At 70.0% G+C, this 15,904-nt stretch carries 13 protein-coding genes and 1 pseudogene; 7 read left to right on the top strand and 7 right to left on the bottom strand.

The annotated features are described in order from the left end of the window. Positions 1 to 52 precede the first annotated feature (52 nt). The gene (locus NS3_RS02300; RefSeq protein WP_067852855.1) at positions 53 to 2,104 is read left to right on the top strand and encodes a thioredoxin domain-containing protein; all 2,052 of its coding nucleotides are present in this window, start codon (positions 53 to 55) and stop codon (positions 2,102 to 2,104) included. A gap of 132 nt (positions 2,105 to 2,236) precedes the next feature. On the opposite strand, the gene NS3_RS02295 is transcribed toward NS3_RS02300, so the two are convergent. Then, on the bottom strand, positions 2,237 to 3,841 hold the full coding sequence (locus NS3_RS02295; RefSeq protein WP_067852853.1) for an adenylate/guanylate cyclase domain-containing protein: 1,605 nt from the start codon (positions 3,839 to 3,841) through the stop codon (positions 2,237 to 2,239). A gap of 114 nt (positions 3,842 to 3,955) precedes the next feature. Beyond that, the gene (gene trhA / locus NS3_RS02290; RefSeq protein WP_067853477.1) at positions 3,956 to 4,579 is read right to left on the bottom strand and encodes a PAQR family membrane homeostasis protein TrhA; all 624 of its coding nucleotides are present in this window, start codon (positions 4,577 to 4,579) and stop codon (positions 3,956 to 3,958) included. 219 nt (positions 4,580 to 4,798) lie between these two features. On the opposite strand from trhA, the gene NS3_RS02285 reads away from it, so the two are divergent. After that, entirely contained in the window at positions 4,799 to 5,587 is a 789-nt protein-coding gene (locus tag NS3_RS02285; protein ID WP_067852851.1) for an isoprenyl transferase, read from the top strand. 30 nt (positions 5,588 to 5,617) lie between these two features. On the opposite strand, the gene coaA is transcribed toward NS3_RS02285, so the two are convergent. Beyond that, positions 5,618 to 6,550, bottom strand: a complete 933-nt coding sequence (gene coaA / locus NS3_RS02280; RefSeq protein ID WP_067852849.1) for a type I pantothenate kinase — start codon at positions 6,548 to 6,550, stop codon at positions 5,618 to 5,620. Between the two features lie 192 nt (positions 6,551 to 6,742). On the opposite strand from coaA, the gene NS3_RS02275 reads away from it, so the two are divergent. Beyond that, positions 6,743 to 7,954, top strand: a complete 1,212-nt coding sequence (locus NS3_RS02275) for a hypothetical protein (RefSeq protein WP_067852847.1) — start codon at positions 6,743 to 6,745, stop codon at positions 7,952 to 7,954. A gap of 41 nt (positions 7,955 to 7,995) precedes the next feature. Here NS3_RS02275 and NS3_RS02270 read toward each other — a convergent pair whose 3' ends face one another. Beyond that, positions 7,996 to 8,445 carry a PaaI family thioesterase gene (locus NS3_RS02270; protein ID WP_067852845.1) on the bottom strand — a complete coding sequence of 150 codons (450 nt, stop codon included), beginning with the start codon at positions 8,443 to 8,445 and terminating at the stop codon, positions 7,996 to 7,998. Between the two features lie 147 nt (positions 8,446 to 8,592). On the opposite strand from NS3_RS02270, the gene NS3_RS02265 reads away from it, so the two are divergent. Together NS3_RS02265 and glyA are read left to right on the top strand one after the other, a co-directional pair. Continuing rightward, positions 8,593 to 9,180, top strand: a complete 588-nt coding sequence (locus tag NS3_RS02265) for a TetR/AcrR family transcriptional regulator (RefSeq protein WP_067852843.1) — start codon at positions 8,593 to 8,595, stop codon at positions 9,178 to 9,180. 30 nt (positions 9,181 to 9,210) lie between these two features. Beyond that, positions 9,211 to 10,506: a serine hydroxymethyltransferase gene (gene glyA, locus NS3_RS02260; protein WP_067852841.1), complete on the top strand. Its 1,296-nt coding sequence runs from the start codon at positions 9,211 to 9,213 to the stop codon at positions 10,504 to 10,506. A gap of 88 nt (positions 10,507 to 10,594) precedes the next feature. Here glyA and NS3_RS02255 read toward each other — a convergent pair whose 3' ends face one another. From NS3_RS02255 to phoH2, 3 genes are all read right to left on the bottom strand, one after another. Beyond that, positions 10,595 to 11,461: an acyl-ACP desaturase gene (locus tag NS3_RS02255; RefSeq protein WP_067852840.1), complete on the bottom strand. Its 867-nt coding sequence runs from the start codon at positions 11,459 to 11,461 to the stop codon at positions 10,595 to 10,597. A 114-nt stretch (positions 11,462 to 11,575) separates the two neighbouring features. Then, positions 11,576 to 12,163 carry an LGFP repeat-containing protein gene (locus NS3_RS02250; RefSeq protein ID WP_067852838.1) on the bottom strand — a complete coding sequence of 196 codons (588 nt, stop codon included), beginning with the start codon at positions 12,161 to 12,163 and terminating at the stop codon, positions 11,576 to 11,578. Positions 12,164 to 12,348: 185 nt separating this feature from the next. After that, positions 12,349 to 13,767 carry an RNA 5'-3' helicase PhoH2 gene (gene phoH2, locus NS3_RS02245; protein ID WP_373865272.1) on the bottom strand — a complete coding sequence of 473 codons (1,419 nt, stop codon included), beginning with the start codon at positions 13,765 to 13,767 and terminating at the stop codon, positions 12,349 to 12,351. 315 nt (positions 13,768 to 14,082) lie between these two features. Here phoH2 and NS3_RS02240 point away from each other — a divergent pair, with 315 nt between their 5' ends. Continuing rightward, positions 14,083 to 14,373 (top strand): hypothetical protein, encoded by a 291-nt coding sequence (locus NS3_RS02240; protein ID WP_245649436.1) that lies wholly within the window; start codon positions 14,083 to 14,085, stop codon positions 14,371 to 14,373. Between the two features lie 130 nt (positions 14,374 to 14,503). Beyond that, positions 14,504 to 15,904 (top strand): annotated as a pseudogene (locus tag NS3_RS02235) (hypothetical protein); the annotation flags it as partial.

Below are 15,904 nucleotides of genomic sequence, written 5' to 3'. Positions count from 1 at the left end.
CCGCCGCCGGTAGCCGCACAGGTCCACCCCGGCATCCGCCGGATGTGGAAGGGTGAGGACTGTGAACCGATTGATCGGTGCGACCTCGCCGTATCTGCGTCAGCACGCGGACAACCCTGTGCACTGGTGGGAGTGGGAACCCGCGGCGCTGGCCGAAGCGCGGGATCGCGATGTGCCGATCCTGCTGTCGGTCGGTTACGCCTCCTGCCACTGGTGTCATGTGATGGCGCACGAGTCGTTCGAGGACCCGGAGACCGCGGCGCTGATGAACGAGAATTTCGTGTGCGTGAAGGTCGATCGGGAGGAACGTCCCGACATCGACGCGGTGTACATGAACGCCACCGTCGCCATGACCGGTCAGGGCGGCTGGCCGATGACCTGCTTCCTGAGTCCCTCCGGCGAGCCGTTCTACTGCGGCACCTATTACCCGAAGACCTCGCGCGGCGGCATGCCCTCGTTCACCCAGTTGCTCACCGCGGTCGCCGACACCTGGCGCAACCGTCGCGAGGAGGTGGATCGGGCGTCGGCGCAGGTGGTCGAGGCCCTGCGGGCGCAGAACTCGGGACTGCCCGAGGGCGAGCTCGTCATCACCCCGGAACTGCTCGACCACGCGGTCGCCGCGGTACTGCGCGACGAGGACGCCGAGCACGGCGGATTCGGATCCGCGCCGAAGTTCCCGCCGTCGGCGCTGCTGGAAGGTCTGCTGCGCAGCTGGGAGCGCACCGGTGATCCCGCCGTTTTCCGGGTGGTCAGCCGCACCGCCGAGGCGATGGCGCGCGGCGGCATCTACGACCAGTTGCGCGGCGGGTTCGCCCGGTACTCGGTCGACCCGGCCTGGGTGGTGCCGCATTTCGAGAAGATGCTCTACGACAACGCCCAGCTCTTGCGCGCCTACGCCCATCTCGCGCGCCGCACCGACCTCGCCGACACCGATCTCCCGGCCCGGGTCGCGCGGGAGACGGCGCGATTCGTTCTCGACGATCTCGGCACCGAGCACGGCGGGTTCGCCTCCGCGCTGGACGCCGACACCCACGTGAGTCCCGGCGGGCCCGGGGTGGAAGGCGCGACCTACGTGTGGTCGCCTGCCGAGCTGGTCGCCGAACTCGGACCGATCGACGGCGCGTGGGCGAGCGAGATTCTCGGTGTGACCACCGGCGGCAACTTCGAACAGGGCGCCTCGGTGCTCACCCGCTACAAGGACCCCGACGACACGCGTCGGTTCGAGCGGGTGCGGGAAGTGCTGCGCGCCGCCCGTCAGCGCAGGCCGCAGCCCGCGCGCGACGACAAGGTGGTCACCGCCTGGAACGGGCTGGCGATCACCGCGCTCGCCGAAGCCGGGGCCGCGCTCGGCGAACCGGAGTGGATCGACGCGGCGGTCGCCTGCGCCCGGTTCCTGCTGGCCGAGCACGTGCGCGACGGGCGGGTGCGCCGCGCGTCGCTGGGCGGGAAGGCGGGCGCCTCGCCGGGCGTGTTGGAGGACTACGCCTGGCTCGCGACCGCCCTGTCGGCCCTCTATCAGGCCACCGCCGAAGCGGATTGGCTGGTGCAGGCCCAGCTCGTCCTCGACAGCGCGCTGCGCCATTTCGCCGATCCGGAAGCGCCGGGCAGCTGGTTCGACACCGCCGACGACGCCGAGACGCTGGTGGCCCGCCCCCGCGACCCCATCGACGGCGCCACCCCGGCCGGTGCGTCGGCGCTGGCCGAAGCCCTGTTGACCGTGTCGGCGCTCGCCGACCCCGCCCGCGCGACCGGCTATCGGGAGGCGGCCGAGCAGACCCTGCGCAGAGGCGCGCTCGTCCTGGCCCGCGCGCCACGCTCGGCGGGCCAGTGGCTCGCGGTGGCCGAGGCGGCGCTGCGCGGGCCGATACAGGTCGCGGTCGCGACTGCGGCGGAGCGTCCCGAGGACGGTGCGCCCTTGCTCGCGGCGGCCCGTGCCGCGGCGCCCGGCGGTAGCGTGATCGTCTCCGGCGCCGTCGATTCCGCCCCCCTGCTGGCCGATCGCGGGCCGGTCGGATCCGCGGCGGCCGCCTACGTGTGCCGCGGCGCGGTGTGCGACCTGCCGGTGACGAGCGTGGCGGCACTTCGCGAATCGCTTGCCGGATAAGGGCGTCCGGCAGCAGGTGTCGTGGGCGACAGGTTCGCTGTCGGCGGCGCCGGTCCGTGGCGCGGTCGTCGGGCGCGTCCCGGCGCCGCCGTCATCGGAACCCCTCGACTGCGGTCGTTGCCCGACCGCCGTCTACGGCTGCTCGTCGTCGGTTGTGGCGGATCGGATTTCGGTGATGGCGCTGCTGGACGGCTCGCCCGCGGTGTCGAGCGCTTCCGCCTCGGCGGGCGCTTCCGCGGAAGGTACGGTGGCAGCTTCGGTGACGTCGACGTCCGTCCAGGTGGCGGTCGGCTCGCTCATGCCGCGCAGCAGGATGCGTTCGTGGACTGTCCACTTCACCCGCTCGTGCGGCGCCGCGGCCTCGATGAGCGAGCCGCTGACCAGGATTCGGCGGGGAGCCTGTTTGGCCTCGCCGGTCAGCCGGGCGGCCTCGTTCACCGCGTCGCCGATGACGGTGTACTCGAGGCGGCTGGCGGTGCCGACGTCGCCGGCGAACACCTGGCCGCGCGCCACGCCGATGCCGATGTCGAGTTCGCCGAGGGCCAGCACTTCGTCGCGAATGCGCCGGGCGGCGCGCAGCGCGGGAGTCGCGTCGTCGCCCAAGGCGACCGGCGCGCCGAACACACACAGCGCCGCATCGCCCTCGAACTTGTTGACCAGGCCGTTGTTGTCCTCGGTCGCCGCCACCACGATCGCGAGCAGACGGTTCAGCTTGGCCACGAACTCCTCGGGCGCCAGTTGCGTCGACAGTGTCACCGAGCCGGTGACGTCGACGAACAGCGCCGACACCACCCGGACGTCGCCGGTCAGCTTCGCCCCGCCCGCCAGCGCGCGTTCGGCCACCTCGGCGCCGACGTGCCTGCCGAACACCGCCCGCATCCGATCGCGCTCGCGCAGGTTCGCGGCCAGCGCGTTGACCGAGTTCTCCAGCCTGCCGATCTCGCTGGCGCTGCCGACCGGCACGCGCACATCGGTCTCGCCGTCGCTGATCCGCTCCAGCGCCAGGCGCAGCGTGCGCATCGGTGTGGCGACGGAGCGGGCCAGGAACGCGGTGGCCAGCGCGCCGACGGAGATGCCGACGGCCGACAGGTAGACGGCGGTGCGGATACGGTCGGGTGCGCCCGCGGCCGGGTCGGCCAGCACGACGATCAGCATCAGCAGCGGCAGCGCGCCGGAGACCGCCCAGGTGACGACCACCCGCGACAGCACCGAGGAACTCCAGTGCATGGTCGCGCCGAGCACCTGCGCCACCACCGGAATGGCCGGGCGGGTCATGCGGTCGACGATGAGAAAGGTCAGCGCCGCCGACTCGAAGGCGCCGATGGTGATCAGTGCCGTCGTCACCGCGGGATCGTTCTCCGGGGTGAACTTCGCGAACAGCGACACCGAGATGATCACGCCGGGAATCCACAGCCCGAGCGCGCGAGCGGAGACCACGATCGGCAACCGCAACAGCCGATGTGCCTGGTCGGGCGTCGGTCTTCGCTTCTGATCTATCCAGCCCAGGTGGATCGTGCGATCACGGAACGCCAGGATCACGCCGGTCAGCAGGCCGAGCACCGGATAGATCGAGATCAGCGCCAGCGTGTGTGGCCACTCCGGGCCGATCCGGCCGAGGAAGCCGCTGAGCCACAACTGGGTGAGGATGACCGCGACGCCGGCCAGATTGGCGGTGGTGACCACGGTGGCCAGCCCCCAGCGGGCCCGCAGCGCCCACGCGATGAGCTCGGCGATCACGATCAGCGCACACCCGCTCCGGGCATGCGTCGGCGATCACGCGGTGACGTGCGGCACTGAGGGGACACGAAAAGTCAGCATAGTGGCCCCGGTCGGCGTGGCCGGGCGCATTGCTCAGCGCAGCACGACCATCCAGATCGCGATGTAGTGGCACAGCGCCGCCAGCACGGTCGCGGCGTGGAAGAACTCGTGATGGCCGAACACCAGCGGCCACGGATTCGGCCACTTGGTGGCGTAGAGGATCGCGCCAACGCTGTACATGACACCGCCGAGCGCGAGCAGGATCAGCGGCGTCCAGCCGATCGCGTCGAGCAGCGTTCCGGCCACCGGCACGATCGCCCAGCCCAGTACCAGATACAACGGCACGCCCACCCACGCGGGCGCGGTCGGCCACAGCAGCTTCAGCGCCACGCCCGCCAGCGCGCCCGCCCAGACCACCGCCAGCAGGATCTGCCCGGTGCGCCCCGGCAATCCGAGCACCGCGAACGGCGTGTAGCTGCCCGCGATGAACAGGAAGATCATCGAGTGGTCGGCGCGCTTCATCCTGATGCGGGTGCGTGGGGTCTTCCAGGTGACCCGGTGATAGATGGCGCTGATGCCGAACAGCAGGCAGACCGAGACGCCGTAGACCAGTGTCGACCAGCCCGCCGACGCCGAGATGCCCGCCGCGACGTAGACCAGGACCGCGACCGCGACGGCGGAGACGGCCAGTGCCCAGGTGTGGATCCAGCCGCGCATGCTCGGCTTGGCCAGCGCGTCGACGGCCTCGGCGGGCGAGGCGGCCACCAGCGCCGAGTCGGTGTTATCGGTGGCGTCGGATATATCGGTTGCGTCGGACACCGGACGTACCTCCTGTAAACCGATGAGTAACTTACGGTAACGTAGGTTTACCCCGGGCACCACTGCCCGGCACTGTGATCGCGGCCGCTGCGGCGATCCCGGCGATGAGGCGTACTGTTGGTCGCCGTGGAGTTTCGGAACCGGGTGCGTGGCCTTCCGTATCGCATCTACGAGGCCAGATTGTCCAAGCAGCTGGCCGGAAAACAACATCCTCGGCATGTCGCGGTGATGTGCGACGGCAATAGACGCTGGGCTCGCGAGAACGGATTTACCGATGTCAGTCACGGCCATCGGGTCGGTGCGCTGAAGATCGCCGAGTTGGTCGAGTGGTGCTCGCAGTCCGGCATCGAGATGGTCACCGTCTACCTGCTCTCCACCGAGAACCTGCAGCGCGATCCCGAAGAACTCGAGACGCTGTTCGAGGTCATCACCGACGTGGTCGAGGAATTGTCCGCGCCCGAGCGCGAGTGGAGCGTGCGCATCGTCGGCTCGCTCGTCGGCTTTCCGGAACTGATCGCCAAGCGCATCCGTACCGCCGCCGAGCAGACCGAAGGCCGCCGTGGCGTGCATGTGAACGTCGCCGTCGGCTACGGCGGTCGCCAGGAGATCGCCGACGCGGTGCGCTCGCTGGTCCGGCAGGAGATCGCCGCGGGGGAGACCGGCGAGGATCTAGTGCAGTCGATCACCGTCAACGCCATCGGTCAGCACCTCTACACCTCCGGCCAGCCCGATCCGGACCTGGTGATCCGCACCTCCGGCGAGCAGCGCCTGTCGGGCTTCCTGCTGTGGCAGAGCGCGTATTCCGAGATCTGGTTCACCGAGGTCTACTGGCCGGAGTTCCGCAAGGTCGACTTCCTGCGCGCACTGCGCGACTACGCCGCCAGGCACCGCCGCTTCGGCGTGTAGAGCCCACTCCCGCGCACTCCGGAGCGCGGCTCAGAGTTTGCGCAGGCGCAGCCGGTTGATGGTGTGGTCGGCGTCTTTGCGCAGTACCAGGGTCGCGCGCGGGCGGGTGGGCAGAATGTTCTCCACCAGATTCGGCCGGTTGGTCGAATTCCAGATCTCCTGCGCGGCCAGGGTGGCCTGGTCGTCGGTCAGATCGGCGTAATGGTGGAAATGCGCTTCCGGATCGGCGAAGGCGGTCTTGCGCAACGCCAGAAAGCGCTGGACGTACCACTTCTCGATGTCCTCGATGCGCGCGTCGACATAGATCGAGAAGTCGAACAGGTCCGACACCATCAGCCGCGGTCCGGTCTGCAGCACATTGAGGCCCTCGACGATGAGAATGTCGGGCTGGTGCACGCAGTGCATCTCGTTCGGCACGATGTTGTAGGAGATGTGCGAATAGACCGGCGCGCACACCTCCGCGGCGCCCGATTTCACCTCGGTGACGAAGCGCAGCAGCTTGCGCCGGTCGTAGCTCTCCGGAAAGCCTTTCCGATGCATGATGCCGCGCCGGGTGAGTTCCGCGGTGGGGTAGAGGAATCCGTCCGTGGTGACCAGATCCACCCGCGGATGGTGTTCCCAGCGCGCCAGCAATGCCTGCAGCACGCGGGCGGTGGTCGATTTGCCGACCGCCACGCTGCCCGCGACGCCGATGACGAAGGGCACCTGCCGATCCGGGTGCTTCTCCCCGAGGAAGGTCGCTGTGGCCGCGAAAAGGCGCTGCCTGGCGGCTACTTGGAGATGTATCAGTCGAGCGAGCGGGAGGTAGACCTCGGCGACCTCCTCGAGGTCGATCTGTTCGCCGAGACCGCGCAGGCCGGTCAGTTCGTCCTCGGTGAGCACCAGTGGAGTCGAGTTGCGCAGTGTTCGCCACTGCTTCCTATCGAATTCCACATAGGGGCTCGGCTCGCTCATTCGTGCCACTTACCCGACGCTCCGTTTCGGCAAACACGCACACATGCCGAGGGGGCACTGTGACTTCCGGACCAGCTCTCGCCGCATGTGGCGAATTGTCCTCCCGGCTCTCGGCACGGAAAACTGGGGGTACCGCTACCGGGAGGTAACCGCAGGTACACCGGGCGGACAGCGCCGCGGGTGCGCAGTATCGTCGCGGGCATGGATGCGCATCCGCTCGTGACCGACTATCTGCGGCTCGGTCTGGGTTTCGACCGTCTCGAAGAAGGTTTCGTCGACGCCTTCACCGGCGACCCGGACCTGCGCCGCGCGGTGCAGAACGCCCCCGCGCCGCAACCCGAGGAGCTGGCCCGTAAAGCCGCCGAATTGCGTTCCGCCCTCCCGGATTCCGGGCTCGACGAGCAGCGGGTGGAATTCCTCGACGCGCATCTGCGCGCACTGGAATGCTCCGGACGCAAGTTCGCCGGCGAGGACATCGGCTTCGTCGAGGAAGTGCGCGCCTATTTCGATGTCGAGATCGCGCCCGGCGAGGTCGAGGACTACCTGGACGCGCACCGGCAGATGGACGAGGTGCTGGCGGGGGAGGGCATGCTGGCCGAGCGTATCGCCGCGCACCGGCGTGCCGACGCGATCCCGCCGGAACGGCTCTCGGCCTGTGTGGAGGCGTTCTCGGGCGCGCTGCGCGAGAAGGTGCGCGAGCGCTACCCGCTGCCCGACCACGAGCACGTCACCTACGAGGTGGTCGGCGACAAGCCGTGGTCGGGGTTCAACTACTACCTGGGCAACTACCACTCCCGCGTCGCGATCAACTCCGATCTCCAGCAGCACATGGCGAACCTGCCGCACCTGATCGCGCACGAGTCCTACCCGGGTCACCACACCGAGCACTGTCGCAAGGAGGCCGGGCTGGTCGCCGCCGGGCAGGCCGAGCAGACGCTGTTCCTGGTCAACACCCCGCAGTGCCTGATGGCCGAGGGGCTGGCCGACCTGGCGCTGCGCTCGATCGTCGGACCCGGCTGGGGCCGCTGGGCGCAGGAGATCTACGCCGACCTCGGCCTGCGTTTCGACGGCGAACGCGCCGAGCGGCTCTCGCGCGCCTCGGCGAAACTGCTCTCGGTCCGTCAGGACGCCGCGCTGCTGCTGCACGACCGTCGCCGCACCGAGAGCGAGGTCGCGGAGTTCCTGCAGCGCTGGAGCCTGGTCACCCCGGACCGGGCGCGACAGCAGTTGCGCTTCCTGTCCTCGCCGCTGTGGCGGGCCTACATCTCCACCTACGTGGAGGGCTACAAGCTGCTCGGCGACTGGCTGGATCGCGCGGCCGACGCGGCGGAGCGCAGCGAGCGATTCCGCCGGCTGCTGGACGAACCGCTGACCCCTGCCGCGGTGCGCCGGGAACTGGTCGGCGTGGCCTGAGCAGCGGGCCCGCCGATGGCCCGGCCGGGTGGTCGAATGGCTCAGCGGAAGATGGCGCAGGTGGTGGTCGCGTGGGCGACGAGCTTGCCGTCTTCGTCGACCACCCGGCCCTCGGCCGTGGCGGTGGTGCGGCCGACGTGGATGGTGGTGCCGGTCGCGGTGAGGCGGCGGCCGTCGGTCGGCGCGGAGCGGATGTAGTTGACCTTCAGTTCGAGGGTCGTGTAGCCGACGCCCGCGTCCAGGGTGGTGTGCACGGCGCATGCCATGACCGAGTCCAGCAGGGTCGCGCAGATGCCGCCGTGCGTGGTGCCCAGCGGGTTGGCGAAGTCCGGGCGGGTGCGGACCGCGAAGACCGCCTTGCCGTGCTCGAGTTCGTCGACCTCCATGCCGAGCAGGTCGCCGATGAACGGCGGCCGCTCCGGCACGGAGAACGTGGCGCGCAGCAGTTCCAGGCCGGACAGCGAGGCCAGGTCGATGTCGGTGGAGGTCATGTCGTTCCTTTCGGTGAACCGATCGGTTCACATCTGTCATGATTGCAGCATGGACCGATCGGTTCATGCAACCGTGGTGGCGGTGCCCCGCGGCGACATGGTTCGGTGGTCGAGGTGAAGGACGGCACGGATGGACAGGGGAAGCGGATGCGCAACGGACCGCGTGACCGCCTGATCGAAGGCGCCATCGCCCTGGTGCGCGAACAGGGCGTCCAGGGTGCGGGTCTGGCCGCGCTGCTGGCCCGCACGAACACCTCGAGGAATTCGCTCTACCAGCACTTCCCCGGCGGAAAGAGCGAGCTGGTGCAAGCCGCGACCTCGGTCGGCGGTCAGCGGGTCTCGGCGCACATCGACCGCGTCGTCTCGACCGGCGAACCCGCCGATTGGGCGGTGGCTCTGGTCGGCTGGGGCAGATGGTTGTTGAGCTCCGGTGACTTCGGGGCAGGCTGTCCGGTCGCGGGCGCGGCGCTCGCCCAATCCGAACCCGGGGTGCAGGCGGCCGCGGCCGCCGCCTTCGAGGACTGGTCCACCCGCCTCGCCGCGGCGCTGGAAGGCGCGGGCTTGACTGCCGCCCGCGCTCGCTCGCTGGCGGGTTTCCTCGTCAGCACTGTGGAAGGCGCGATTCTGGTGGCCCGCGCGGCGAAGTCGGCTCGGCCGTTGGACGAGGCCGAGGAGAATCTGCTGCTGTTGCTGGCCGCGGAACAACGGCACGCCACCCAGCAACCCCCCGCGTGAGCGCTGCCGAGGTCCCCATAGACTGAACCGGTGACGCAGACGACCGCCTCTGTCAATACCCAGTCTCTCGGTGAGCTCGATCCCGAGCTCGCTGCCGCGATGGCAGGCGAACTCGCCCGCGAGCGCGACACCCTCGAGATGATCGCCTCGGAGAACTTCGTGCCGCGCGCGGTGCTGCAGGCTCAGGGCAGCGTGCTGACCAACAAGTACGCCGAAGGTTACCCGGGCAGGCGCTACTACGGCGGCTGTGAAGACGTCGATGTGGTGGAGAACCTCGCCCGCGAGCGTGCCAAGGAGCTGTTCGGCGCCGAATTCGCCAATGTCCAGCCGCATTCCGGCGCGCAGGCCAATGCCGCGGTGCTGATGTCGCTGCTGAACCCGGGCGAGAAGATGCTCGGCCTCGACCTCGCGCACGGCGGTCACCTCACCCACGGCATGCGGCTGAACTTCTCCGGCAAGCTCTACGAGGTGCACTCCTACGGGGTGAGCAAGGAAGACCACCGCGTCGACATGGACGAGGTGCGCACCATCGCCCTCGAGGCCGAGCCGAAGGTGATCGTGGCCGGCTGGTCGGCCTACCCGCGTCACCAGGACTTCGCCGCCTTCCGCGAGATCGCCGACGAGGTGGGCGCCTACCTGTGGGTGGACATGGCGCACTTCGCCGGTCTGGTCGCCGCCGGTCTGCATCCCTCGCCGGTGCCCTACGCCGACGTCGTCTCCTCCACGGTGCACAAGACCCTCGGCGGTCCCCGCTCCGGCCTGATCCTGGCCAAGCAGGAATTCGCCAAGAAGATCAACAGCGCGGTCTTCCCCGGCCAGCAGGGCGGCCCGCTCATGCACGCCGTCGCCGCCAAGGCCGTGGCCTTCAAGATCGCGGGCACCGAGGAGTTCCGCGACCGCCAGGCGCGCACCCTCTCCGGCGCCAAGATCCTCGCCGAGCGCCTCACCGGCAGCGATGTCGCGGGCAAGGGCATCAGCGTGCTGACCGGCGGCACCGACGTGCACCTGGTGCTCGTCGACCTGCGCAACTCCGAACTCGACGGTCAGCAGGGCGAGGATCTGCTGCACGAGATCGGCATCACCGTCAACCGCAACGCGGTCCCGTTCGACCCGCGCCCGCCGATGGTGACCTCCGGCCTGCGCATCGGCACGGCGGCGCTGGCCACCCGCGGTTTCGGCGACACCGAATTCACCGAGGTCGCCGACATCATCGCCACCGCGCTGGCGGGCGGTTCGGATGTGGCGACCCTGCGCGGCCGGGTCGCGACGCTGGCCCAGAGCGTCCCGCTCTACCAGGGTCTCGAGGACTGGCGCCTGCTGGGCTGAGTCCCGCGCGAGTCCGCGCCCCTGGCGCAGCTCCCGAGCACGAGAAAGGCCGGACCCGGTGAGAACCGGGTCCGGCCTTTCTCGTGTGTCAGGAAGCGAACGCGCGCAGGCGCTCGAGTTCGGTGCGGGCTGCCTCGCCCTCGGGCCCGAGATCGGTGCGCCCGAACACATTCCACCGGCGCAGCAGCGGAGCGAAGACCTGCTCGTCCTCGACGGCCGGGTCGTAGATGCCCGCCTCGGCCAGCATCGTGTCGCTGGAACGACCGTCGGGCAGCTCCACCTTCGGCACCGAGAACCCGGCGACCCGATCGGCGACCGCGCGCATGGTCTGGTCCGGCGCCAGCTCGAACGCCGCGGCGACCATCGAGGCGAAGAACTCCGACTGCAGCGCGTCGTCGGCGGCGATGCGCTCGGCGATCGCCGTGACCAGCGGGTTCTCGTTCAGCGCGGCGGTATTGCGGTGACGCAGCGCCGACGCGGCCTCCTCGAAGGCGTTGACGGCCAGCACATCGAGCAGATGCAGCGGCTCGCGGCCGAAACCGAGGGTCATGTGGCTCATCCGGGCGCGTTCCAGCTCGACCGGATCGACCGACCGGGTGACCATCAGGTAGTTGCGGATGAGGATTTCGTGCCGATTCTCTTCGGCAGTCCACCGGCCCACCCAGCGCCACCACGGACCGGTGCGCAGGTACTTGCCCAGCTCGCGGTGGTAGGAGGGGAGGTTGTCGGCGATCAGCACGCTCACGGTCAGCGCGACCACGGCGACCTCGCTGAGCCGGGCCTGGCCGGGCTCCCAGTCGGTCCCGCCGAGGAAGGCGAAGTTGCGCCCGTCGTCCCACGGGACGAGATCGTGGGGCTGCCATCCGTCGGCGACGGCGACATGACGACGCAGATTCAGTTCCGCCTCGTCGGCGAGTGACTCCAGCAGCTCGCGATCGGTCAACAGTGTTTGCACGAGGACAACCTAGCCGTTGTGCGCCCGAGATGGGGGAGCCGGGCGAGAATCGCGCCGGGACCGGGGAGAGCCCGGACCGCGTCGGGCGCGGTCCGGGCGGGTCGGAGACTCACGTCAGCTGGGCGTGACGGTGATCCGGCCGTCCACCCAGGTGATGGTGCCGCCGCTGAACGTGCTCTGCTTGCCGCCGGGGATGTCGCTCTCGTCGGAGGTGGGGTAGCCGAGTTCGCCTGCCGCGCCGCCGTTGTCCTCCCACGCCTCGCGGATCGCGCCCCACACGATGTGCGGTTCGCCCTCGGCGGGCTCGTAGATCGTGCCGCCCTCGAAGTCCTGATACCTGCCGCCGTCGGGAGCCGCTTCCTCGGGCTCGAGCGGCATGCCGAGCGGGCTTGCCGGGCCGCCGCTCGCCCGGTACTTCTCGTAGATGTCGCCGGACACGGTGATCTCGGCGCCTCCGGGCGTGACGATCCGGGTCTCCTCCGAGGCGCCGGCGTCGGTGTCGTTGTCGGCGTCGCCGGTCGAGGTGGGGGAGGTGGGTGAGGTCGCCCGTCCCTCGGCGGGGGCGGTCATGGTGGCCATCGGGGGAGTGGTCATGGTGACCACGGTGGTGTCGTCGTCGCTGTCGTCGGAGCAGCCTGTGAGAAGCAGCGCGGTGGAGGCCACTGCCGCTACGAATCCGGCCGAGCGTCGAGTGTGGTGCATTCGAATCCCTCTCGTCGGATTCCGTGCGACGCCGCGGGAACGCGACGCCGCACGGAACCTTGGCCGAGAACGGCAACGAGTCGGCGAATCGGCTCACGGGGGACCGAATCGATGCCGAACTGGTAACTCGGCGGATATTACTCCTCGACGTGTGGTTCGAAACACACTCTGAGTGTTCGCTGGACTCAGGAGGTCGGGCCGTACTCCTCGAGCATCTCGGTGACCAGCGCCGCGATCGGCGAGCGCTCGCTGCGCGTGAGCGTGACGTGCGCGAAAAGCGGATGGCCCTTGAGCTTTTCGATCACCGCCGCGACGCCGTCGTGTCTGCCGACCCGCAGATTGTCGCGCTGGGCCACGTCGTGGGTGAGCACCACCCGCGACCCCGACCCGAGCCGGCTCAGCACCGTGAGCAGCACGTTGCGTTCCAGCGACTGCGCCTCGTCGACGATCACGAACGAGTCGTGCAGCGACCGGCCGCGGATGTGGGTCAGCGGCAGGACCTCCAGCATGTCCCGGCTGAGCACCTCCTCCATCACCTCGGGAGAGGCCAGACCGTCGAGGGTGTCGAACACCGCCTGGGCCCACGGGCCCATCTTCTCGCTCTCGCTGCCCGGCAGGTAGCCCAGTTCCTGCCCGCCCACCGCGTACAGCGGCCGGAACACGACCACCTTGCGCTGGGAACGGCGCTCCAGCACCGCTTCCAGCCCCGCGGTCAGCGCCAGCGCCGACTTGCCGGTGCCCGCCTTGCCGCCGAGCGAGACGATGCCGATGCTCTCGTCGAGCAGCAGGTCCAGCGCGATGCGCTGCTCGGCGGAACGTCCGTGCAAACCGAAGGCTTCGCGTTCGCGCACCAGTTGCACCCGCTTGTCCGGGGTGACCCTGCCCAACGCGCTCGAGCTGCTGCCGAGCAGCCGGATGCCGGTGTGGCAGGGCAGCTCCCGTGCCTGCTCCAGATCCAGGACCGATTCGGCGTAGAGCTGGTCGATCTGGGTGGAGGCCACGTCGAGTTCGACCATGCCGGTCCAGCCGGAGGTCACCACGTCCTGTGCGTGGTAGCCGTCGGCGCGCAGACCGACCGCGCTCGCCTTGACGCGCAGCGGAATGTCCTTGGACACCAGCACGACCCGGCGGCCCTCGGCCGCGAGATTCAGCGCGCAGGCCAGGATCCGGGAGTCGTTGGTCTCGGTGCGGAAGCCGACCGGGAGCACCGAGGGATCGGTGTGGTTCAGTTCCACCTGCAGGGTTCCGCCCTCGACGCCGATCGGCAGCGGCTCGTCGAGCCTGCCGTGCGCGACGCGCAGGTCATCGAGGTTGCGCAGAGCTTCCCGCGCGAACCAGCCCAGTTCGTGATGGTGCCGTTTACCTTCCAGCTCACTGATGACGACCAGCGGCAGGACGACGTCGTGCTCGCCGAACCGGGTGAAGGCCCAGGGGTCGGAGAGCAGGACCGACGTGTCGATGACGAAGGTCTTGGATGCCGTGTGATGCGGGGCGCGGGCTTCCTCGGGCTCGCTCGAACCGGCAGTTCTCGTTCCGGGGTTTTCCCCGATACCGGTGGAATGGGAGGTCGCCGAGGAGGCGGAAACGGAGCGTGCAGCAGTCACGGTGGGCTCCTTTTGCGTTCGCCCGGCACCCGTGCGAACGATCTCGCTGGACCGGTCCGTCCTGATGACCCGACGTCAGTCGTGGTCATGAGGGCCGGGTGCCGGCCCCCTCGAACTGAATAGTTCAGTCAAAGTCAGGACCTCCCGTACGAACCACACCAACGCGATCCGCATCATCGACGCTACAGGTCGTTGCCGGGTCCGCGCTCGATGATCAGCGATGCTGCTGGGTGAAGTTCCGGTTAACTCGCAGCTCACCAGGGCTGTGCTGGAGAACTCGAGGCGTCGTCGCCGGGCGGGCGATAGAGTCGCGGCATGGCCGGTGACACGGAGATGAGCAAGTACGAGGAGCTGGACAAGCTCTCGTCCAAGGAGCTGCACGAGCGTGCGGTGAAGACTGCGGTGCGCCGGGTCGACGTGAAGTACCTGTGGGAGTTGCTGACTCTCATCCCCGCCGCCGAGGCCGCCGCGGGCAATCTCTCCGAGAGCGAGCTCGACATCAAGTACCTGCCGCCGCTTCTCGACGACTACCTGCATGCCGGTGACAGCGAGATCGCCGACCAGTTGCGCCCCTTCTACATCCGCTACCTGGCAGAGCACTCCTAGCCGTCCCCGCCGCTCCGGTCCGCCGGGCGCCCGTAGGTCCGGTGCCGGACCCGGACAACGGAATTCGGCGGAACCGTGCACGGGTCGGCCGCGTCTAACCCGATCGACGACATCGATGCGAGGGGGCGCGATGCACACCCACGGAACCGACGGCCGGGTCATCTCCGATACCGAGAACCCGCACAACTTCTCCCACGCGCGGATCGAGCAGGCCGCGAGCAGGTTCGCGCCCGGCGACATCACCGCCGCCGTCGACGCGTGGACCGAGCTCGCCGCCATCGTGTCCGCCGCTGCCGAACGCTTCGAGGCGGCGGTGAGCACGGCGGTCGGACTCGGCTGGGAGGGCGCCGCCGCCGACGCCGCGCACCCACGCGTTCGCGACCTGCTCACCGGCCTCGGCACGCTCGCCGCCGCACTGGGGGCCCAGACCGCCCCCGTGCAGGCCGCCGCCGACGCGGCCGCACGTTTCCGCGCCGCCATTCCCCCCGCCGTCGAGGCCGCGACCGGGTCGGATGCCGCCCGTGCCCGCAATGCCGCCGAGGAACAGGCCCGCGACGACATGGCGAATCTGTACCTGCGGGCCTACACCGCGATCGCCCCGACATTGCCGAGCTTCCCGTCACCCGTCGCGGGTGTGCTCGCCGGTCCCGGTTCGGGATCGGACGAGGGGGTGGGTGATCCGCAACAGTTGCTCGGCGCCTCCGGGGCCGGCGGGAACTCGGCCGATGCCCCCGGCGACGAGGATCCGGCCGAGGGCGGCGCCGGGTTGCCGGAGCACGACATCCCGGAGACGGAACTGACCGACGGCGCCTCGCCGGCTGCCGGGATGCCGGTCGGTTCTCCGGGGGAGGGGCAGAGCGCTCTCGCCGACAGCAGCCTCCCCGGCCACGCCTTCGACAGGGATACCGACCTCGGCGGGCAGGTGCGGGACGAGCCCGCGCCGGGGACTACGACAGCGCACGATGCGCCGACGCCCGGGGGCGCCGCGGCGCCGGGCACGGACACACCGCACTCGGACGGGGACGGTACGCCGGGAGACGGTACGCCGGGAGACGGTGCGCCGGGAGACGGTGGGCCGGGAGACGGTGGGCCGTTCGCGGAAGGGCAAGGACGCGCGGGGCAATCGAGCGCGGGGGACAGCGAGGGCCCTGCCGCTGAACGCCAGGACGCCGCGTACGGTGGCGACCCAGGCGACGGGCGTGGGGACGATGTGCCGGAGAGCGAGGCGTCGGCCCTCGGTCCGGGGGAGACGACCGCGGCGAGTGCCGGGCCGGCCGCGAACGCGCATTCCGGGGACCCCTTGGGGAGGCAGCCTGTCACGTCCGTGTCGCCGCCGCCCGGCCCTGCCGCGCCGGTGGCTGCTGTCCCCGCCTCCCCGCTGTCGTCGGCCACCGCCTCTCCGGTGACACCGTGGGGTGGCGGCACACCGCAATACAGCGCGCCCGCCGTCTCGGCGCCCGCCGCTCCCGGTTTCGGCGCCTCCACACCGCCTGCTCCCGCCTCGGCGGCGCCGACTCCCGCCCCACCCGGT

The organism is Nocardia shimofusensis NBRC 100134, assembly GCF_001613125.1.
GTDB classification, from domain to species: domain Bacteria; phylum Actinomycetota; class Actinomycetes; order Mycobacteriales; family Mycobacteriaceae; genus Nocardia; species Nocardia shimofusensis.
The sequence above is the reverse complement of the archived record's forward strand: the minus strand, read 5'-3'. Positions and strand labels throughout refer to the sequence as shown.